The sequence below is a fragment of the Saccharopolyspora sp. NPDC047091 genome, assembly GCF_040643635.1.
In the GTDB taxonomy this organism is placed as follows: domain Bacteria; phylum Actinomycetota; class Actinomycetes; order Mycobacteriales; family Pseudonocardiaceae; genus Saccharopolyspora_C.
On sequence record NZ_JBEYUS010000019.1, the window covers coordinates 28,519 to 48,482 of the forward strand.

Below are 19,964 nucleotides of genomic sequence, written 5' to 3' on the forward strand. Positions count from 1 at the left end.
CGAGCCGCAAGCGGGGTCCGCTGCGGCGGCTCCGCCGCGCGGGGCGGAGTCCCGACACCCCCGCACTCACTCTTCCGAGTGATGGCCGGGGGTGCGGGGGTGGATCGGAGCAGCGGGGATCATCGAGACTGGTCGCCATGCCGGAGCGAGTGGTGCGGTTCGTCGGTGGACCGCTGGACGGGCGAACGCAGGACCTGCGCGACTCCGAGGCCGTGCTCGGCAGACTGCTGCGGCACATCCACCTGCACGACGGGCCGAAGATCGAGACCTGCTACCGGCTGCGGTACACGCCGGACGCGGGCTGGGAGTACCACTTCAGCGGGCACTGACCGGCCGGGCGCCGGGGTGGGCTCGGGGAAGCTCGGGGCGGGCCGGGGCCGGGGCGGGTTCGGGACGGCCCGGGTCCAGGTGCGGCGACCCGGCGGGGCCTCGTTGACCTCGCAGGACGTCGTTCCGCCCGCGGGAACGAGCCGCGGAATCTTGGGACGTGGGTCACAGGAGAAGCGGCGTTTCGGGCCGGTGCGGAGTCCTACCATCGACTGTCATGGCGCCCACTGACCGGCTCTCGACGACGAGCAGCCCCCGGCCCGGGCTCAGCCTGGCCGGCGAGTTCCCCCGGCCGACCCACGAGCAGTGGCTGGAGCAGGTGGAGAAGGTCCTGCGCCGGACCGGCCGCATCCGCGAGGACGATCCCTCCCCGGAGGACGCCGCCGCACTGCTGGATTCCCCCGGGTACGACGGCTTCGCGGTGCGGCCGCTGTACTCCGCCGGGGCGGACCTGCCGGACCCGGGAGTGCCCGGGTTCGCGCCGTTCGTGCGGGGCAGCAGGCCGCAGGGTTCGGTGCCGGAGGGCTGGGACGTGCGCCAGGCCCACGGCGGACCGGACGCGGCGGCGGTGAACCGGGCGATCCTCGCCGACCTCAACGGCGGCGTCACCTCCTTGCTGCTGCGGCTCGGCGCGGGCGGGCTCGCGGTCGACGACCTCGGCGACGCGCTGCACGGCGTGCACCTGGACATGATCGGCGTGGTGCTCGACGCCGGGGACGAGGCACCGGCCGCGTCCGCCGAGCTGCTGCGGCTCGCCGCCGAGCAGGGCGTGGCGCCCAGTGCGCTGCGCGGCAACCTCGGCGCCGACCCGCTGGGCGTGCAGGCCCGCACCGGCCGGGAGAACGGCCCCGAGCAGGCGGTGGAGCTCGCACTCCGCTGCGTCGCGGAGCACCCCGGGCTGCAGGCGATCACCGTGGACGCGCTGCCGTACCACGACGCGGGCGGCTCCGACGGCGAAGAGCTCGGCGCCTCGCTGGCGGCGGGCGTGACCTACCTGCGGTGGCTGACCGAGGCGGGCCTGGACGCCGACACCGCGTGCGGACTGCTGGAGTTCCGCTACGCCGCGACCGCCGACCAGTTCCTCACCATCGCGAAGCTGCGCGCCGCACGCCGCCTGTGGGAGCAGGTGGCGCGCCGTTGCGGTGCCGCGGAGCCCGCCCGCGCCCAGCGCCAGCACGCGGTCACCTCTTCGGCGATGCTGACCCGCCGCGACCCGTGGGTGAACATGCTGCGCTCCACGATCGCCACCTTCGCCGCCGGTGTCGGCGGGGCGCAGGCCATCACCGTGCAGCCGTTCGACGCGGCGATCGGCGCCCCCGACGAGTTCTCCCTCCGCGTCGCCCGCAACACCCAGGCGCTGCTGCTCGACGAATCGCACCTGGCGCAGGTCATCGACCCGGCGGGCGGCTCCTGGTACGTGGAGTCGCTCACCGACGAACTCGCGCAGGCCGCGTGGCGGTGGTTCCAGGAGATCGAGGCCGCCGGTGGCCTGCCCGCCGCGCTGCGCTCCGGGACGGTCGCCGAGCGGCTCGCCGCGACCTGGGAGCGCCGCCGCGCCGGAATCGCCGACCGCACCGAACCGATCACCGGGGTCAGCGAGTTCCCGAACCTCGCCGAAGAACCGCTGCGCCGCGCCCCGGCTCCGGCGGCGCCCGGCGGCGGGCTGCCGCGGGTGCGCTACGCCGAGGAGTTCGAGGCGTTGCGCGACGCCGCCGACGCCTGCGCGCAGCGGCCCCGGGTCTTCCTCGCCACGCTCGGCCCGCTCGCCACCTACACGGCGCGGTCCTCGTTCGCGAGGAACCTGTTCGCCGCGGGCGGGCTGGACGCCGCCGAAGCCGGCCCGACCGAGTCCACCGCGGACGTGCTCGCCGCCTACGCCGAGAATCCGTCGCCGGTGGTGTGCCTGTGCTCGTCCGACAGGATCTACGGCGAGCGCGCCGCCGACACCGCGCGAGCCCTCAAGGAGGCGGGCGCGACGACGGTGCTGCTGGCCGGAAAACCCCGGGATAGACCGTCCGAAGTGGACGATCTCGTGTTCACCGGCTGCGATGCCGTCGAGGTGCTGCGCGCGGCGCACCGCACGTTGGGAGTCGAGTGATGGACCAGAGCATCCCGAACTTCGCCGACATCCCGCTGGACCGGGGCACCGAACCCGGGGCGCCCGCGAACTGGGATTCGGCGGTGCTGTCGGCGACCGGCAAGGAATCCGACGCGCTGGTGTGGGAGGCGCCCGAGGGCATCGGGGTGAAGCCGCTCTACACGGCCGCCGACACCGAGGACCTCGACTTCCTCGGCACCTACCCGGGCATCGCGCCGTTCCTGCGCGGCCCGTACCCGACGATGTACGTCAACCAGCCGTGGACGGTGCGCCAGTACGCCGGTTTCTCCACCGCCGCGGCGTCGAACGCGTTCTACCGCCGCAACCTCGCCGCCGGGCAGAAGGGCCTGTCGGTGGCGTTCGACCTGGCGACCCACCGCGGCTACGACTCCGACCACCCGCGGGTGTCCGGCGACGTGGGCATGGCCGGGGTGGCGATCGACTCGATCTACGACATGCGCCAGCTGTTCGACGGGATTCCGCTGGACAAGATGAGCGTGTCGATGACGATGAACGGCGCCGTGCTGCCGGTGATGGCGCTGTACATCGTCGCCGCCGAAGAGCAGGGCGTGGCACCGGAACAGCTCGCGGGGACCATCCAGAACGACATCCTCAAGGAGTTCATGGTCCGCAACACCTACATCTACCCGCCGCAGCCGTCGATGCGGATCATCTCCGACATCTTCGCCTACACCTCGCGGCGGATGCCGAAGTTCAACTCGATCTCCATCTCCGGCTACCACATCCAGGAGGCCGGAGCGACGGCCGATCTGGAGCTCGCCTACACGCTCGCCGACGGTGTGGAGTACCTGCGCGCCGGTGCGCAGGCCGGGTTGGACATCGACTCGTTCGCCCCGCGGTTGTCGTTCTTCTGGGGCATCGGGATGAACTTCGCGATGGAGGTCGCGAAGCTCCGCGCGGCGCGGTTGCTGTGGGCGAAGCTGGTGAAGGAATTCGGTGCGAAGAACCCGAAATCCCTGTCGTTGCGCACTCATTCGCAGACCTCCGGTTGGTCGTTGACCGCTCAGGACGTGTACAACAACGTGGCGCGCACCTGCGTGGAGGCGATGGCCGCCACCCAGGGCCACACCCAGTCGCTGCACACCAACGCGCTCGACGAGGCGTTGGCACTGCCCACCGACTTCTCGGCGCGCATCGCGCGCAACACCCAGCTGCTGCTGCAGCAGGAGTCCGGCACCACCCGCGTGATCGACCCGTGGGGCGGCAGCCACTACGTGGAGCGCCTCACCGCCGATCTCGCCGAGCGCGCCTGGGCGCACATCACCGAGGTCGAGGACGCCGGTGGCATGGCGCAGGCGATCGACGCGGGCATCCCGAAGCTGCGCGTGGAGGAGGCGGCCGCGCGCACCCAGGCGCGGATCGACTCCGGACGGCAGCCGCTGATCGGCATCAACAAGTACCGCTTCGACGGCGATGAGCAGATCGAGGTCCTCAAGGTCGACAACGCGGAGGTCCGCGCCGAGCAGCTGGACAAGCTGCGCCGGCTGCGGGAGGAGCGCGACGAGGCCGCCTGCCAGGACGCGCTGCGGCGCCTCACCGGCGCCGCCGAGGCCGCGATGTCCGACGAGCGGCCGGACGACCTGGACCACAACCTGCTCACCCTCGCCGTGGACGCGGCGCGCGCGAAGGCGACCGTCGGCGAGATCTCCGACGCGATGGAGAAGGTCTTCGGCCGCCACGCCGGCCAGATCCGTACGATTTCCGGGGTGTACCGGGAGGAAGCGGGGCCGTCGAAGTCCTTGGAGCGGGCGCTGGAGGTCGTCGAGCGCTTCGCCGAGGACGAGGGCCGTCGTCCCCGCATCCTGGTCGCCAAGATGGGCCAGGACGGCCATGACCGCGGCCAGAAGGTGATCGCGTCCGCGTTCGCCGACGTCGGCTTCGACGTGGACGTGGGCCCGCTGTTCCAGACCCCGGCCGAGGTGGCCCGCCAGGCCGCCGAGTCCGACGTGCACATCGTCGGGGTGTCCTCGCTGGCCGCCGGGCACCTGACGCTGGTACCCGCGCTGCGCGACGAGCTCGCCGCGGTCGGCCGCGAGGACATCATGGTCGTGGTCGGTGGCGTGATCCCGCCCGCGGACTTCGACGCGCTGCGCGAAGCGGGGGCGAGCGCGATCTTCCCGCCGGGCACGGTGATCGCGGACGCGGCGCTCGGCCTGCTGGAAGAACTCCGGACCCGGCTCGAACTCGACTGAGGAGTCTTTTTTCCGAATGAGCTGCGTAGTGGGTCGGGTGGCGGAACCTCAGTTGCTTCCTCGCTGCGGGATCGATCTCCCAAGTGGCTCCGCCACGAGGGAAATCGCTGTCCTCGCGAGGAAGCAACTGAGAACCCGCCGGTGGGAGCCCTACGTACGTGGTCGCCGCTCAGCGGCTCCGCCGCTGACAAGACAAGTACCCAGCCCGCTCCGCAAGGACTCCTGATGCCTCGCGAGATCGACGTCGCGGACTACGCCAAGGGCGTGCTGGAGGGTTCCCGCACGAAGCTGGCGCAGGCCATCACGCTGGTCGAGTCGACCAAGCCCGCGCACCGGGCCAAGGCCCAGGAGCTGCTCGTGCAGCTGCTGCCGCACAGCGGTGGCGCGCACCGGGTGGGCATCACCGGGGTGCCCGGGGTCGGCAAGTCCACGTTCATCGAGTCGCTCGGCACCTCGCTGACGGCGGCCGGGCACCGGGTGGCGGTGCTGGCGGTGGACCCGTCCTCGACCCGGACCGGCGGCAGCATCCTCGGCGACAAGACGCGGATGGCGGCGCTGGCGGCGGATCCGGCGGCGTTCGTGCGCCCCTCCCCCTCGGCGGGGACGCTCGGCGGCGTCGCCCGCGCGACCCGGGAGACCATCGTGCTGATGGAGGCCGCCGGGTTCGACGTGGTGCTGGTGGAGACCGTCGGCGTCGGGCAGTCCGAGGTCACGGTGGCCGGCATGGTCGACTGCTTCCTGCTGCTGACGCTGGCGCGGACCGGCGACCAGCTGCAGGGCATCAAGAAGGGCGTGCTGGAGCTGGCCGACCTGGTGGCGGTGAACAAGGCCGACGGTCCGCACGAGATGGACGCGCGCAAGGCCGCCCGCGAGCTGCGCTCGGCGCTGCGGCTGCTCACCCCGGTCAGCGCGTCGTGGACGCCGCCGGTGGTGACGTGCAGCGGCCTCACCGGCACCGGGCTGGACTCGCTGTGGGAGCAGGTCGGGCAGCACCGGGCGACGCTGGCGGAGTCCGGCGAGCTGGCGGCGAAGCGCAGCCGCCAGCAGGTGGAGTGGACCTGGGCGCTGGTGCGCGACCAGCTCATGGCCGAGCTCGCGGCGCACCCGGCCGTCCGCGAGGTCGTCGACGACGTCGAGGCCGAGGTGCGCGCGGGAGAGCTCACCGCTTCCCTCGCCGCGGACCGCCTGCTGCGGGCGTTCCGGCGGGGCTGATCGGGATTTCCGGGCTGCCGGGCTCTTCCCGACGAACGGAGGTGTCCGGCCTGGCCGGAGTTTCCGGGCGAACCGGGGCGTCCGCGCCGACCGGGGTTTCCGGGCTGACGCGCCCTGCCGCGTTAGCGGGGCCGCCCGCGTTAACGGGCCCTGCCGCGTTGACGGGGCCCGCCGGGCCGACGGGGCCTCGTGGGTTGACGGGGCCTCGTGGGTTGACGGGGTCTCGTGGGTTGACCGGGTTCGCTGATCCATGCCTCCATGCTCCCGGTTCGAACACCCGTTCACCATTGCCGAATGGTGTGGCGGATCGCCCGTATCGGGTGATCGGAGACCGGGTTTTCCCGTGCATCGCAGCGTTCTCGGCGGGTTCGCCGGCCGCACCGGGCCGCGCGAGCGGAGCCCGGCAGCGCCCGCCGCCGGCCCGCGGGGGCGCCGCTCGAACGGCACGGGCACCCCGTGCCGGACAATGCGGCCATGGACCTCAGCGTGGACCCCGGTTCCGGGGTGAGCCCGTTCGAGCAGGTGCGGTCCGGGATCGCCGAGCGGATCAACTCCGGGGAGCTGCCTGTGGGCGCGAAGCTGCCGACGGTGCGGGCGCTCGCGGCGGACCTGGGCATCGCGGCGAACACCGCCGCGAAGGCGTACCGCGAGCTGGAGCAGGCCGGGCTGATCGAGACCCGCGGCCGGGCGGGCACCTTCGTCGCCGCGTCCGGGGACCAGAGCAGCGGTCGCGCCGCCGAGGCCGCCGCCGCCTACGCGCGCACCACCCGCGACCTGGGCATCCCGCCGCAGGAGGCGCTCGCGATCGTCCGCGCCGCCCTCGGCCTCACCGGCTGACCCGCTGACCGCTCGACCGGCCGAGAACCCCACCGCCTCGCCGACTCACCGGCTCAGCGCCTGACCGCCCCACCGGCCGACCGCCCCACCAGCCGACCGGCCGACCACCTCACCAGCAGCGAACGGCCCCGCTCAGAAGATCGCCAGCGGGTTGACCGGGACCCCGGTCGCGCCGTGCACCGGGATCGGTCCGATGGTCAGCAGGAACGCGGTCCGGCCGAGTTCGGCGCAGGTGGCGGCGAGCCCGTCCACCTGCACCGCGTCCACCAGCGGCATCCCGAGCCGGGCCAGGCCGATCTCGTGCAGCGCCAGTCCCCCCGGGACGCCGACCCGGTCCCCGATGTCGCCGCCGTAGAGGCTCACCTCGCGCTCGGCCATCCAGCGGACCGCGTCCGCGGTCAGGTGCGGCAGCTCGTCCTGCGGGTGCGCGCCCACCATCCAGCCGCCGCGGACGATCAGTGCGTCGCCGGAGTCGAGGTGCGCGCCGCTGCGCCGTTCCGCCGCGTCGAGGTCGTCCGCGGTGACCGCATGACCGGCGTCGAGGCGATCGCCGGGCGCGAGGTCCAGCAGCACGCCGCGGGTGACGATGCCGTCGGCGAACGCGGTCGTGGAGCCGTGCCGGAGGGTGCCGCCCGCGACGGCCTCGCCGACCGGGACGCCCGGGTAGATCTCGCCGTCGACGGGGACGTGGCCGAGCGCGTCGAGGTGGGTCATGGTCGCCGAATGCGTGTTGATCACCAGCACGTCGGTGACGGCGATCGCGGGCGAGCCGTGCAGGCTCACTACCTGCTGCACCGGCGCGGGCATCGGGACCGGGGTGTGCGCGAGCGGGCCGCCGCCGGACAGCGGGACCGGGTGCAGCGGCTGGGCGAGGGACACGACCCGGCCAAGGCGGGCCTCCGCGACCGCGCGGGCCCGGACCTGGTCGGTGATGTGGTTGAGGGTGCCGAGCTCGTCGTCGGCTCCCCAGCGCCCCCGGTTGGTCGGGACGTCCGGATCTGCTGCGGTCATGCCGCCTCCTCTCGCCGTGCGGGGCGCACGACGGCCCCACCCCCGCCATGCTAATGAACAGGATCGTTCACTAGAGGAGGTGCCGGGCGCGGGTCGTGCCGCTCTCCTGCCGGCGGCGGAGCCCTCGGCGAACGACCCCGAGCGACCGGCACCGCCGGGCCCCTCGCGATGACGTCGTTTCCTCCTGCCGCGGAGCGGTGCCGACGGTTCCCGCGACGAGGAGGACCGAGGTTCGCCGCCGCGCGCAACCAGGCGGGCCGAGCAGTCAGCCGTCGAGCTCGGCGAGCAGTTCGCGCAGCGGATCGGCGAGGTCCGGGTGCTCGCCCGTCTCGACGCCGTGCAGCGCCTGAGCGGCGGCGTAGCGCAACGCGGTGCGGCCGTCCGGTGCGTCGAGCACGTCGGCGAACGTCTCCCGCACCTTCGCGGCGATCGGCGGCACGAGCAGGCTGTGGCAGTACAGCGAAGCGGCGTCGGTGCCCGCGGGCCCGCGGCCCCACCGCTCCCAGTCCAGCAGCCCGAACCGCGGCCGGACCAGGTTCGCCCAGTGCAGGTCGCCGTGCACGGTGTCCCAGTGCTGGACGTCCAGCTCGTGGCCGAGCTTCTTCCGCACGGCCCGCTGGATGTCGGGTTCGTCGTTGCGCAGCCGCAGCGTCGGCACCATCCGGATCGTCTCCAGCGCGGTGCGCAGCTCCGACCACCACTGCTCAGGCAGGTCGACCTCGTCGCGCAGCACGTCGGTATCCGAGCAGCGCTGCCCCGGCACGAAGGTCATCAGCTCGGCGCGCTGCCGCCGCGTCTCCGCCAGTTCCCACTCCACCAGGCCGAGCACCCGCGGTTTGCGCACGCCGGTGATCGCGTTGGCGTCGGCGTTGCCGGTCCACCGGTCCCCTTCGGCCCACCGGATCTCCGCGGAGACCACTCGCAGCCAGCGCGGGCCTTCGGCGCCGAGCACGGCCGCGCCGATGGACCGCTGCCGCCACCCGAGGACCGGCTCGCCGACCACGCGCACCGCGAAGTGCTCCGCGGCCCGGTCCAGGTTCTGCCGCATCCAGTCGGCGAACAGCTCGTCGGAGTCGCCGGGGTCGTCGATCTCGTTCGGTGCCATCACTCGATCATGTGGCATCGGGTCCCGGCCCGCCCGGTCCGGGGGGTCAGAGCTCGGCCGCGAGCCGCCGCATCGTGCCGATCTCGTCGGACTGGGTGACGAGCACGTCCTGCGCCATCTCGTGCACCTGCTCGTCGACGCCGGTGGCGAGCACGTCGGTGGCCATCCGGACCGCGCCTTCGTGGTGCGCGGTCATCAGCCGCAGGAAGAGGCGGTCGAAGTCGGTGCCGCGGGCGGTTTCCAGGTCGGCGAGCTGCGCGGGGGTGGCCATGCCCGGCATGTCGTGCTGCTCGGCGGCGGCGTGGTGCTCGCCGTGGTGACCGGAGTGCGCGTCGGCGTCCGGGGTCTCCGGCACGTCGTGGGTGCCGAGCCAGCCGCGCATCGCGCCGATCTCCGCCGGTTGCACGCCGCCGATGCGCGCCGCGAGCGCCCGCACCCGCGGTTCCTGCGCCCGAGTCTCGGCGAGGTCGGTCATCCGCACCGCCTGCTCGTGGTGCACGATCATCATCCGCACGTAGCCGATCTCGGCGTCGCCGGGCGCGGAATCGGCGAGGTGCTCGGCGTCCACCGACGGCACCACCGAGGGGTCGTCCCCGGGCGCGCCGGGCAGCACCACCGGCGGCGACGCCTCGGGGGCCGCGGAATCCGCGCCGGTGCACGCGGTGCCGGCCAGCAGCGCCACCGCGCACCAGCCCGCCACGAGCAGCGCGCCGGGCGCACGTCCCAGAACCGGCATTCGGATCCCCCCGCCTCCGCACGCAGAACACCACGCGGGAATTTCACATGCTGATACGACCGGATCGACCTATTGGTCCGACCACCGCGTTCCAAGATACTGATCGGAGGCGGTCGGGGTAACCGCCGGCGGACGACGGCCGGGAGCACCGGCCGGACTTGGGGTGATGGGCTTGAACGCGCGAACCGGTCAGCGCAGCAGAAGACGCGTCGCGGGGGTCCTCGCCGCGACGGTGCCGTTGGTGCTCGGCGTGGTGTTCGCCGCGCCGTCCTCGGCGGCACCCGAGGAGCGGGCCGCGCCCGCGGCCGGCGAGGTCGACCAGAGCCCGAACATCGAGCACCTGGCGAACCTGCCGAAGCAGGCCCCGTTCGACAACCTCGACGCGGTCGGCACCGACATCGCGTTCCAGGGCGATCACGCGTTCGTCGGCAACTTCGACGGCTTCGTCGTCTACGACATCGCGCAGCCGGCGGCGCCGAAGGTCGTCAGCCAGGTCGCCTGCCCCGGCGGGCAGGGCGACGTGTCGATCTCCGGAAACCTGCTGTTCGTGTCCACGGACTACCCGCGCACCAACGACACCTGCACCAGCGAGAAGGCCACCGCGGCCGACCCGCAGGCGTGGGAGGGCATGAAGGTCTTCGACGTCAGCGATCCGGCGAAGCCGCGCTACGTCTCGGCGATCGCCACCGACTGCGGCTCGCACACCCACACGCTGGTGCCGGACAAGACCGGCGAGGCCGTGTACCTGTACGTCTCGTCCTACGGGCCGTCCGAAGAGTTCCCGAACTGCCGGCCGCCGCACGACAAGATCTCCATCGTGAAGGTGCCGCTGGCGAACCCGGCGGCACCCGAGCTGATCGACGCGCCGGTGCTGTTCCCGGACGGCGGCAACCCCGGTCAGCCCGGCGGCATCATCGAGACGACCGGCTGCCACGACATCACCGCGTTCCCGGAGCGCGACCTCGCCGCCGGGGCCTGCATGGGTGACGGCGTGCTGTTCGACATCTCCGACCCGGCGAAGCCGCAGGTGACCGAGCGGGTCCGCGACGACGAGAACTTCGCGTTCTGGCACTCGGCGACGTTCAACAACGACGGCACGAAGGTCGTGTTCACCGACGAGCTCGGCGGCGGCACCGCGGCCACCTGCAACCCGGAGGTCGGCCCGGTCCGCGGCGCGGACGGCATCTACGACATCAGCGGGGACGGCGCGGACGCGAAGCTGAACTTCCGCAGCTACTACAAGCTGCCGCGGGCTCAGGCCGACACCGAGAACTGCGTGGCGCACAACGGTTCGCTCATCCCGGTTCCCGGCCGCGACATCATGGTGCAGGCCTGGTACCAGGGCGGCGTGTCGGTGTGGGACTTCACCGATTCGGCGAACCCGCAGGAGATCGCGCACTTCGACCGGCCGCCGTTCGACCCGGACGAGCTGCAGCTGGCCGGATCGTGGTCGGCGTACTACTACAACGGCCACATCTACTCCAGCGGCATCCAGGAGGGCCTGGACGTGTTCGCGCTGCACGACCCGCGCACCGACCCGGCGGCGGACGTCCGCTTCGAGGAGTTCAACCCGCAGACCCAGCCGGTCTACGCGGGCTGACCCCCGGCGATCGATCGGCCCCGCTCGTCCTGCGAGCGGGGCCGATTCGCGTTCGGGAGCGGTCAGTCCTCGTCGTGGGCGGGCCGGGCGATGCCGTGGGTCCGCAGCAACGCCTGCGCGTCCCAGGCCGTGACCGGTTCGCCGTAGCGGGGGCCGACCGCGAAGTCGCAGTGCGCGTCCACCCAGTGCTGTTCCTGGCGTTCGTCGGCGACCTCGCCGGTGCAGATCTGCACCCCGCTGTCGTGCATCAGCGGGATCAGCTGCCGCACCGCGCGCACCGCGGGATCGTCCGCGCAGCTCTGCGCGTCGTCGGCGGCGCAACCGTGCACGAGGTCCACGAGCTCTTCGGCCAGCCGCACCCCTTCGACCGGGACCCGCCGCAGCGCCCGCAGTTCCGGTGCGGACCCGGCGAAGCTGTGCAGCAGCACCCGCGCCCCCAGCCCGCGCAGCAGCCGCAGGTTCTCCAGCAGCTCCTCGGACGCGTCCATCACCACGCAGGTCGGCACCGCCAGGTGCATCCAGCTCGGGTCCAGCTCGCCGTCCTCGAGCACCGAGCGCACCAGTGCCACCAGGTCGGGGTCGCGCACCTGGTTCTCGCTCAGCTCCACCAGGAAGCAGGTCCGGTACCCGGAGCGGTGCCACAGCCCGACCTGGCCCCACGCTTCGCGCAGCATCCAGTCGCGCAGCGACAGCGTCACCCCGGAGCGCTCGGCGAGCTGGAGGCATTCGCGGTGGCCGAGCGGCTCGTGGTCCGGCGGGTTCCACCGCAGCTGCGCCTCCACCGAAATCAGGTCGCCGGACCGCAGGGAGATCACCGGCCGGTAGCAGACCTGGAACTCGCCGAGCTCCAGCGCGCCCGGCATGATCGCCGCGAGCTGCGCTTCGGTGCGCTCGTCCGGTGCGATGTCCGGGTCGAACAGCTCCCACTGCCGGGCGCCCGCGATCTCCGCGCGGCGCAGCGCGACGTCCGCGGCCCACATCATGTTCGCGGGGTCGGCTTCGGCGACGTGGCGGCGCACCACGCCGATGCTGGCGGAGGTGGCGATGCCGTGCCTGCCGATGTAGATCGGTTCGGACAGCTCCTCGTTGATCAGCGCGGCGAATTCGGGGATCGCCGGGGTGTGCGGGGATTCGCTGATGAGGATGGCGAATTCGGTGCCGCCGAAGCGGGCGACGAGCGCCTCCTCGTTCTCCACCAGCTGCTCCAGCCGGTGCGCGACGGCGCGGATCACCTTGTCGCCGGTCTCGTAGCCCAGCCCGTCGTTGATCAGCTCGAACCCGTCGAGCCCCAGGTGGTAGAGGGTGAGCATCCCGTCCGGCGGGAAGTTGCCCTGCGCGGCTTCCAGGCGGGTCCGGAAGTACTGCCGGTTCGCCAGCCCGGTCATCGCGTCGTGCAGCGCCTGGTACTGGATGCGCTCCTGCAACAGGTACAGGTCGCTGATGTCCTCGACCATCGTGACGATGTGCCGCGGTTCGCCTTCGGCGCCGCGCAGCAGGGACACCGCCAGGTAGGTCCAGGCCTGCTCGCCATCGGCGCGCAGCAGCCTGCGGCGTTCCCGCAGCCGCTGCGCGGGGCCGCCTTCGGCGAGTTCGGCGTAGGCGGCGTTGAGGTAGGCCGCTTCCTCCGGGTGGAACAGGTCGTGGATGCTCATCTCCAGCAGGTCCGCTTCGCGGTGCCGGAGGATGTCGGCGAGCGCCGGGTTGACCTCGGTGAACCGGCCCTTGAGGTCGCAGATCGCGACGCCGATGGGCGTGCTGGTGAACACTTCGCGGAACCGGGCGTCGCTGGCGCGGCGTTCGCGGTCGGCGCGCAGCAGCAGTTGCGCGGTGGTGCGCTGCTGGACTTCGGCGCGTTCCCGGTCGGCCGCGGAATAGCCGGCGGCGATGGAGGTGAGCAGTTCCAGCAGGTGCCCGACGGCGCCGACCCCGGATTCGCCGACCACGGTGTCGCGGATCAGCTCCAGGGTGCGCTGGAGGCTGTGCTCGCCGGTGGCGCGCAGTTCCACGAGCCGTTCGCCCACGATCCGGCCGGAGTCGGCGGCCCGCGACGGGTCCTGCAGCGCTTCGGCGAGTTCGTCGGCGAGCTCCGCCAGCGCGTGCTTGAGCTCCACGTCGGACAGCTCGATGTCCGGGGAGCATTCGATGAGCCGTTCGGCCCACCGCAGCACCAGCGTCGCGCGCCAGCCGCCGCGTTCCGGCTGCGCCCCGGCCCCAGCATCCGGGTCGAGGGGGTCACCCATGCTCAGTTCACCTGTCCGTCGACCGCTCCGGCGGACCACGCGCCGGGCAGGGCGAGATGACCGGTCGCCAGGAAGCGGACGCCCCGCGCGGAGGCCCTGCGGCCACCGGGCTCGTCGCACCACGTCGGTCCCCGAACGTCTCCCCGTGTTCGCCAGACTACTGGGTGATGTCCAGTACGCGGAGCACCGTCCACAGGCCTCATCCGTCCGCCGCCGTTGCCACGAAAGTGATCATCATCCCCCGGACGGCGGGACGATGATCACCCGGCCTGCTCGGCGGCGGTGCCCTCCGCCACGAGCGCGTCGAGCTCGGCCACGTCCTCGTCCGACAAGTCCACCCGATCGGCCGAAACGTTGACCTCCAGGTGTTCGAGCGAGGAGGTGCCGGGGATCGGCAGCAGGTTCGGGGATCGGCGCAGCAGCCACGCCAGCGACACCTGGGCGGGCTGGACGCCGCGGCGCTGCGCGACGGAGCGCACCACCTGGTCGCCGCGGACTCCGCTGTCGGCGACGAACGCGGATCCGAGCGGGAAGAACGGCACGAACGCCACGCCGAGCCGCGCGGTGCGCTCGACCAGGTCGGCGCCGGTGCGGTCGAGCAGGTTGTAGGCGTTCTGCACGGCGGCGATCGGGGTGAGCCGGTGCGCTTCCTCGAACTGCTCGGCGGTCACGTGGGACAGCCCGATGCCGCGCAGCAGGCCTTGCTCGCGGAGTTCGACGAGGGCGCCGAGCTGGTCGGCGAGCTCGATCCCCGGCCGGTCGGCCACGTGTCGCAGGTAGACGAGGTCGAGGGCGTCCCGCCGCAGCCTGCGCAGGTTGTCGTGCACCTGCGACTTCAGCGCGTCCGGGTGCGACAGCGGCAGCCAGGCGCCGTCCCGGTCCCGGTAGGAACCGATCTTGGTGGCCAGCAGCAGGTCGTCCGGGTACGGCCGCAGCGCCGTCGCGATCAGCTCGTTGACCGTCCACGGGCCGTAGAAGTCGGCGGTGTCGATGTGGTCCACGCCGAGTTCCACCGCGCGGCGCAGCACCGCTGCCGCGCGGTCCGGGTCGGTGGGCGGGCCGAGCACTCCGGGTCCGGCGAGCTGCATCGCGCCGTACCCGATGCGGCGGACCGGGCGTACTTCGGGGATCTCGAACGTCGTCACCGGGCGATGCTGCGCCACGGAACCGGTCCAGCACAAGGCCACTGTGGACGGCACGACCCCGTTCGGGGCGTCAGAGCTGCGGGATCAGCAGCAGCCAGCGGCCGCCGACGACGAGCGCGGCGCCGCCGAGCAGGAACCAGACGCCCAGCCAGAACCCGGCGGGCGTGCGGGTGAGCCGCGCGAGCTGGTCGGCGTCCGAGCTGGGCGCGCGTCCCCTGGTGCGCTTGCCGCGCAGCTCCGCGATGGGGCGCAGCCCGCCGAACAGCAGGAACCAGCTGAACAGCACGCAGCACGCGGCCTGCCACTGCGGGCTGGCGAACCAGGACACCGCGAACAGCGCGCCGCCGGTGACGACGATGGACAGCACCCCGTAGGCGTTGCGGATGGCCAGCAGCATCAGCGCCAGCAGCGCCACCGCGGCCCACAGCGCGGTCCGCTCCTGGTCGAACGACACCAGCGCGGCGCCGCCCAGCCCGAGCAGCGACACCGCCGGATAGCCCGCGAACAGGGTGAACACCATGCCGGGCCCGGTGGGTCGCCCGGTGGAGAGGGTGAGCCCGGAGGTGTCGGAGTGCAGCCGGATGCCGTTGAGCTTGCGCCCGCTGAGCAGCGCGACCACGGCGTGCCCGCCTTCGTGCGCGATGGTGACCACGTTGCGCAGCAGCCGCCAGCTGGTGCGGTTGAGCACGAGGCCCAGGGCGACCAGGCCCAGCAGCAGGGTCAGCGCCGACCCGGAGTCGAGCAGCTCGTCGCTCCAAGACCTGACTAATTCGTCCACAGCAGACACACCTGGGTTGTCGGGTTCGTTCGGGCGACGCCGATCGTACGCAGCGGTCGCGGGCGGTCACCGCCGCCCGAACCGCCCGCTCAGCGGACCGTGCTCGTTCGTCCTGCCAGCGGCGAAGCCGCTGAGCCGCCGACCACGCGCGCAGAACGACCACCCGCGGGTTCTCAGCGGTTCCCTCGCGAGGACGGCGATTTCGCCGTGCATGGACCGATACATCGGAAATCGATCCCGCAGCGAGGGAACCGCTGAGGTTCCGCCACCCGACCACCGAGCAGCAGGAGCCGGTCAGTCGAAGAAGGCGGGCACGTCCAGCGCCCCGCCGGCCTGCTCGAACTCGGCGTGCACGGCGGCGCGCAGCCGCTCGTCGGCGAGGTAGTCGAGGGCGGTGAGCGCGAGTCCGGTGGCACCGTCCAGCACGGCCCGGTCGCCCGCCCCGGACCGGGCGGCGGTGGCGAATCCGGCGGTGTGCAGCGACAGCCCGGCGTCGTCGAGCCCGATCATCGGGTGCATGGCGGGCATCCGGTAGCTGAGGTTGCCGAGGTCGGTGGAACCGGTGAGGTACTCGGGCACCACGCCGCGCGGCAGCGAGGTGCGGCCGCGCCGGGCCTGGTGCTCGGCCCAGCGGGCGGCGAGCGCGTCGTTGTGCCGGATCGGCAGGTAGGGGTACTGCCGGTCCCAGACGAGTTCCACGCCGCAGCCGGTCATCTCGGCGGCGCCGTGCGCGATCCGGTCGATGCGGTCGGCGAGGTCGCGCAGCGAGTCCGGGTCGGCGGAGCGCACGTAGAACTGGGCGGCGGCGCGCTCCGGCACCACGTTGGGCCGCTGCCCGCCGTCGGTGATGATGCCGTGCACCCGGTCGCCGGAGGGCATGTGCTGGCGCAGCGCCGCCACGCCCTGGTAGGTCGCCACCACGGCGTCGAGGGCGTTGCGGCCCATGAACGGTTGCGCCGAGGCGTGCGCGGCGATGCCGTGGAAGATGACGTCGACCTGGCGGCGGCCGAGGAACGGGTGGGTGGCCACGTCGTGCGAGAACGGGTGCAGCATCACCACCGCGTCCACGTCGTCGAAGATCCCGGCGCGGGCCAGGATCTCCTTGCCGCCGCCGCCTTCCTCGGCGGGCGTGCCGACGAGGCTGAGCCTGCCGCCGACCTCGTCCAGCACCGCGGCGGCGCCGAGGAACCCGCCGACGCCCGCGGAGCAGATGATGTTGTGACCGCAGGCGTGCCCCACCCCGGGCAGCGCGTCGTACTCGGCGAGCACGGCCACGTGCGGCCCGCCGCCGCCGGTGCTCGCCAGCAGCGCGGTCGGCAGCTCGCCCACCCCGACCTGCGCGTCGAAGCCCCGCGCGCGCAGCAGGTCGGCGACGGCGGCGACCGAGCGGTGCTCGGCGAAGCCCTCCTCCGGGTGCTCGTGCAGGTCGTGGCTGAGTCCCAGCAGGTCCGCGGCGTGCTCGTCGAGCCACCGCTCGGCCCGGTCGCGCACCGCGGCGGGCGCGCCGTCGTGCTCGGAGCGCAGCGGTGCCGCGGTGGCCACGGCCCGCTCGGTCGCCGCGGCGACGGACTTCAGGTACGAGTCGTCGGGAGTGGTGGGTTGCGTCATTCCCGCACTGTAGGTGGCCGGGACGGCGTCCCGGTGCGCTCGGTGCCGTCGAGCTGCCGGTGCGCGAGCAGCGTGCCGCCCACGACGGCGGCCGGGATGATCACCAGCTGCAGCACGGGGATCAGGCACAGCAGGTAGGTCGGCAGCCCGAACCCGAGCGTGCTCGCCTTGTTCGCCGCCAGCGAGCGGTGCCGGTCCCGCACGGTCAGGCCGCGGCGCGCGAACACGAGGCCGACCATCTCCAGCGCCACCACCCAGGCGCCGAACAGGGCGGCGAGCACCGGCACCACCGTCTGCCCGAGCACCGGCACGAAGCCCAGCGCGAACAGCAGGACCGCGCCGACCAGCGCCACCAGCACCAGCTTCACCGAGTCCCGCACGCCGCGGCCGAGCTGCCGGGCGAATCCGGCGCCGTCGTCGCCGGTGTCGAGCCCGAGGTGCTGTTCGGCCTGCTCGGCGATGTGCTCGTAGAACGGCCCGCCGATCAGCAGCGTGAGCGCGATGAACGACACCGAGCCGAGCAGCGCGGCCGCGCCGACCAGCGCCACCCCCACCAGCACCCGGAACGCCTGGCGCAGCCAGTCGGTCCAGCCGTCGGCGAACGGGGTCAGCGCGGTCACCAGGTCCCCGCTGAAGTACAGCAGCGCGCCGAGCGATCCCAGCAGCAGCACCGCGCTCAGCAGCGCGGGGATCGCGCCGATCACCAGCAGCCGCGGGGACCGCACGATCAGGCGGAATCCGGTGCCCAGCGCGCGGGCTCCGGCGATGAGGTTCTTCATGCCGCTCCAGGGGAAGTGGATCTCGCAGCACGGTATCGGGCCCGGTTTCACCGCCGGCGCCCGGATCACGGCCGGGTTTTCGTGATCTGACCCACTATCGCGTAACGCGGACCGCGGTGGACCTGTCCCAGGGTGCGCGACCCGCGTTCTCGAACGCGGCGCCGGAAAGGGGAACGGGATCGTGCTGACACCGCAGCGAACGCTCGTGGACCGGATCTGGCACGGGCAGCCGCGCAACCGGCAGCTGCGCGGCCTGTGGCGGCTCACGAAGAAGACCATCGGCGCCAGCGCCCGGCACCGGCTGACCGGACTGGCCGGGGAGGCGGCGTTCTTCACGCTGATCTCAATGCCGCCGGTGCTGCTGGGCCTGGTCGGCACGCTCGGCTACCTGGCGGGCGTGCTCGGCGTGGAGACGATCACCGCGGTCCGGGACGCGCTGGTGTCCGGGGCGTCGACGGTGCTGTCCCAGCAGGCCATCGACGAGCTGCTGCAGCCGGTGCTGGACGAGGTGCTCAGCTCGGGCCGGGCGGGGGTGATCTCGATCGGTTTCGTGCTGGCGCTGTGGTCGGGTTCGGCGGCGCTGAACGTCTTCATCGACACGATCTCGGTGGTGTACGGCCTGGCCGGGCAGCGGAACGTGGTGCGCCAGCGGCTGATGTCGGTGCTGCTGTACACGGTGGCGCTGTTCGGCGGGATCGTGCTGCTGCCGCTGCTGGCGGTGGGCCCGTCGGTGATCGCGGACTGGTTCCCGCAGGCGTCGGTGGTGGTGTACGCGCTGTACTGGCCGGTGATCGTGATCGGGTCGATCGCGTCGCTGTGCACGTTGTACTCGTTGTCGCTGCCGTTGCGGGCGCCGTGGCTGGAGCACCTGCCGGGGGCGGCGCTGGCGCTGCTGGTGTGGCTCGGGGGCAGTCTGGCGCTGCGGATCTACCTGGACGTGACGATCGAGCACTCCCCCGTCTACGGTGCGCTGGCGGCGCCGATGGGCGTGCTGCTATGGCTGTACGTCACGGCGTTCGCGGTGCTGCTCGGCGGGACGGTGAACGCGGAGCTGGACAGCGTGCAGCCGTCGCGGCGGACGGCCCGGTTGCGCCGGGAGCTGGTCGGTTCGGAGTGATCGCCGGGTGACGGGTCTCGCGGGGGCGGTCGTCCGAAGTCACACCACAGCCGCTCGCAGCTTTGTTAGGTTAGCCTCGCTTGGCTGATCCGGATGAAGGATGCGCGATGACCTCTGCTGACCGAACACACCCGCGGACCGAGTCCTTCGGCAGGCGCGGTTTCCTGGCCGGTGCGACCGGTCTGCTCGCGGTGGGCCTGGCGGCCTGCGCGGGTGGTTCGCCCGCCCCGTCGGGTCAGGCGGCGGGTCCCGGTTTCCCGGTGCGGATCCCGAACAAGTTCGGCACCGCCGAGATCCCCGCGGCTCCCGGCAAGGTCGTGTCGCTGGGCATCACCGACCACGACGTGCTGCTGCCGCTGGGCGTGGTGCCGGTCGGCCTCACCGCGTGGGGCCCGTGGGAGTCGGGCGTCGGCCCGTGGGTGGAGCCGATGCTGGGGCAGGCGAAGCCGAAGCAGCTGGGCAGCGACGTGGACGTCGAGGCGGTGATCGCGCTGATGCCGGATGTGATCCTCGGCGTGCAGAGCGCGTTGACGCAGGACCAGTTCAACCGGTTGAACGCGTTCAAGCCGGTGGTGGCGCAGCCGCCGGGCACCATCGACTACGGCGTGGACTGGCGCCTGCAGGCCGAGACGATCGGCCGCGCGCTGGGCGAGGAGGAGGCGGCGAACCGGTTGATCGCCGACACCCAGGCCCGCATCGAGCAGGTCCGGAAGGACAACCCGAAGTTCGAGGGCCGCACGCACGTCACGGTGCGCACCGATTCGGCGGGCAACTACGCGGCCTACACCAAGCAGGACGCGCGGACCGCGCTGCTGGAGCAGCTGGGCTTGAAGCTCGCCCCGTCCATCGAGGGCATGGACAGCGGCGGCAAGTTCAACGTGAAGGTCAGCAAGGAGCAGGTGTCGCTGCTGGACGCCGACGTCGTCATCGTCACCACGGCGAAGCCGACGGACGTGGCGGCGGTGCGCGCGGACCCGCTGCTGAACAACCTGCCCGCGGCCAAGCGCGGCGCGCTGGTGGTGCTCGACGACTACGACCTGACGATGTCGCTGGGTTCGGCGACGGTGTCGAGCATCCCGTTCACCTTGGACAACCTGGTGCCGAAGATCGACGAGGCGCTGGCGAAGGCGTGAGGTCGCGGCGCCCCCGTTCGACGAC

Annotated in this window: 16 protein-coding genes; 8 read left to right on the forward strand and 8 right to left on the reverse strand. The window is 72.6% G+C overall.

From position 1 onward, the window contains the following. Nucleotides 1-137: 137 nt before the first annotated feature. The 5 genes from ABZ805_RS11340 (at nucleotide 138) to ABZ805_RS11360 (ending at nucleotide 6,687) form a co-directional block, all read left to right on the forward strand. Nucleotides 138-329 carry a hypothetical protein gene (locus ABZ805_RS11340; RefSeq protein ID WP_358437781.1) on the forward strand — a complete coding sequence of 64 codons (192 nt, stop codon included), beginning with the start codon at nucleotides 138-140 and terminating at the stop codon, nucleotides 327-329. 215 nt (nucleotides 330-544) lie between these two features. Then, entirely contained in the window at nucleotides 545-2,425 is a 1,881-nt protein-coding gene (locus ABZ805_RS11345) for a methylmalonyl-CoA mutase family protein (RefSeq protein ID WP_358437784.1), read from the forward strand. Next, entirely contained in the window at nucleotides 2,425-4,638 is a 2,214-nt protein-coding gene (gene scpA / locus ABZ805_RS11350; protein ID WP_358437787.1) for a methylmalonyl-CoA mutase, read from the forward strand. The genes ABZ805_RS11345 and scpA overlap by 1 nt, the downstream gene beginning before the upstream one ends. 225 nt (nucleotides 4,639-4,863) lie before the next feature. Continuing rightward, complete coding sequence (gene meaB, locus ABZ805_RS11355) at nucleotides 4,864-5,850, forward strand: methylmalonyl Co-A mutase-associated GTPase MeaB (RefSeq protein WP_358437790.1); 987 nt, start codon at nucleotides 4,864-4,866, stop codon at nucleotides 5,848-5,850. A 474-nt stretch (nucleotides 5,851-6,324) separates the two neighbouring features. After that, a complete protein-coding gene (locus ABZ805_RS11360; protein WP_358437791.1) occupies nucleotides 6,325-6,687 on the forward strand; it encodes a GntR family transcriptional regulator in 363 nt (120 codons plus the stop codon). A gap of 132 nt (nucleotides 6,688-6,819) precedes the next feature. Here ABZ805_RS11360 and ABZ805_RS11365 read toward each other — a convergent pair whose 3' ends face one another. The 3 genes from ABZ805_RS11365 to ABZ805_RS11375 form a co-directional block, all read right to left on the reverse strand. After that, complete coding sequence (locus tag ABZ805_RS11365) at nucleotides 6,820-7,698, reverse strand: cyclase family protein (RefSeq protein WP_358437794.1); 879 nt, start codon at nucleotides 7,696-7,698, stop codon at nucleotides 6,820-6,822. A gap of 265 nt (nucleotides 7,699-7,963) precedes the next feature. Continuing rightward, on the reverse strand, nucleotides 7,964-8,803 hold the full coding sequence (locus tag ABZ805_RS11370; protein ID WP_358437797.1) for an aminoglycoside phosphotransferase: 840 nt from the start codon (nucleotides 8,801-8,803) through the stop codon (nucleotides 7,964-7,966). A 46-nt stretch (nucleotides 8,804-8,849) separates the two neighbouring features. Continuing rightward, nucleotides 8,850-9,539 (reverse strand): DUF305 domain-containing protein, encoded by a 690-nt coding sequence (locus ABZ805_RS11375; RefSeq protein ID WP_358437800.1) that lies wholly within the window; start codon nucleotides 9,537-9,539, stop codon nucleotides 8,850-8,852. Nucleotides 9,540-9,789: 250 nt separating this feature from the next. Here ABZ805_RS11375 and ABZ805_RS11380 point away from each other — a divergent pair, with 250 nt between their 5' ends. Beyond that, the gene (locus tag ABZ805_RS11380; protein WP_358437922.1) at nucleotides 9,790-11,139 is read left to right on the forward strand and encodes a hypothetical protein; all 1,350 of its coding nucleotides are present in this window, start codon (nucleotides 9,790-9,792) and stop codon (nucleotides 11,137-11,139) included. Between the two features lie 62 nt (nucleotides 11,140-11,201). Here ABZ805_RS11380 and ABZ805_RS11385 read toward each other — a convergent pair whose 3' ends face one another. The 5 genes from ABZ805_RS11385 to ABZ805_RS11405 all read right to left on the reverse strand — a co-directional run bounded on the left by ABZ805_RS11385 (nucleotide 11,202) and on the right by ABZ805_RS11405 (nucleotide 17,689). Beyond that, nucleotides 11,202-13,379 carry an EAL domain-containing protein gene (locus ABZ805_RS11385; RefSeq protein ID WP_358437803.1) on the reverse strand — a complete coding sequence of 726 codons (2,178 nt, stop codon included), beginning with the start codon at nucleotides 13,377-13,379 and terminating at the stop codon, nucleotides 11,202-11,204. 260 nt (nucleotides 13,380-13,639) lie between these two features. After that, nucleotides 13,640-14,524: an oxidoreductase gene (locus tag ABZ805_RS11390; RefSeq protein WP_358437806.1), complete on the reverse strand. Its 885-nt coding sequence runs from the start codon at nucleotides 14,522-14,524 to the stop codon at nucleotides 13,640-13,642. A gap of 70 nt (nucleotides 14,525-14,594) precedes the next feature. Beyond that, nucleotides 14,595-15,302, reverse strand: a complete 708-nt coding sequence (locus ABZ805_RS11395; RefSeq protein WP_358437808.1) for a M50 family metallopeptidase — start codon at nucleotides 15,300-15,302, stop codon at nucleotides 14,595-14,597. A 294-nt stretch (nucleotides 15,303-15,596) separates the two neighbouring features. After that, nucleotides 15,597-16,910: a M20 family metallopeptidase gene (locus ABZ805_RS11400; protein ID WP_358437811.1), complete on the reverse strand. Its 1,314-nt coding sequence runs from the start codon at nucleotides 16,908-16,910 to the stop codon at nucleotides 15,597-15,599. Continuing rightward, on the reverse strand, nucleotides 16,907-17,689 hold the full coding sequence (locus ABZ805_RS11405) for an EI24 domain-containing protein (RefSeq protein WP_358437814.1): 783 nt from the start codon (nucleotides 17,687-17,689) through the stop codon (nucleotides 16,907-16,909). Before ABZ805_RS11405 ends, ABZ805_RS11400 begins: the two co-directional genes overlap by 4 nt. A gap of 181 nt (nucleotides 17,690-17,870) precedes the next feature. Between ABZ805_RS11405 and ABZ805_RS11410 the strand changes: the two genes are divergently transcribed. Continuing rightward, complete coding sequence (locus tag ABZ805_RS11410; protein ID WP_358437817.1) at nucleotides 17,871-18,806, forward strand: YihY/virulence factor BrkB family protein; 936 nt, start codon at nucleotides 17,871-17,873, stop codon at nucleotides 18,804-18,806. 107 nt (nucleotides 18,807-18,913) lie between these two features. Then, nucleotides 18,914-19,939, forward strand: a complete 1,026-nt coding sequence (locus ABZ805_RS11415; protein ID WP_358437820.1) for an iron-siderophore ABC transporter substrate-binding protein — start codon at nucleotides 18,914-18,916, stop codon at nucleotides 19,937-19,939. Nucleotides 19,940-19,964 lie beyond the last annotated feature (25 nt).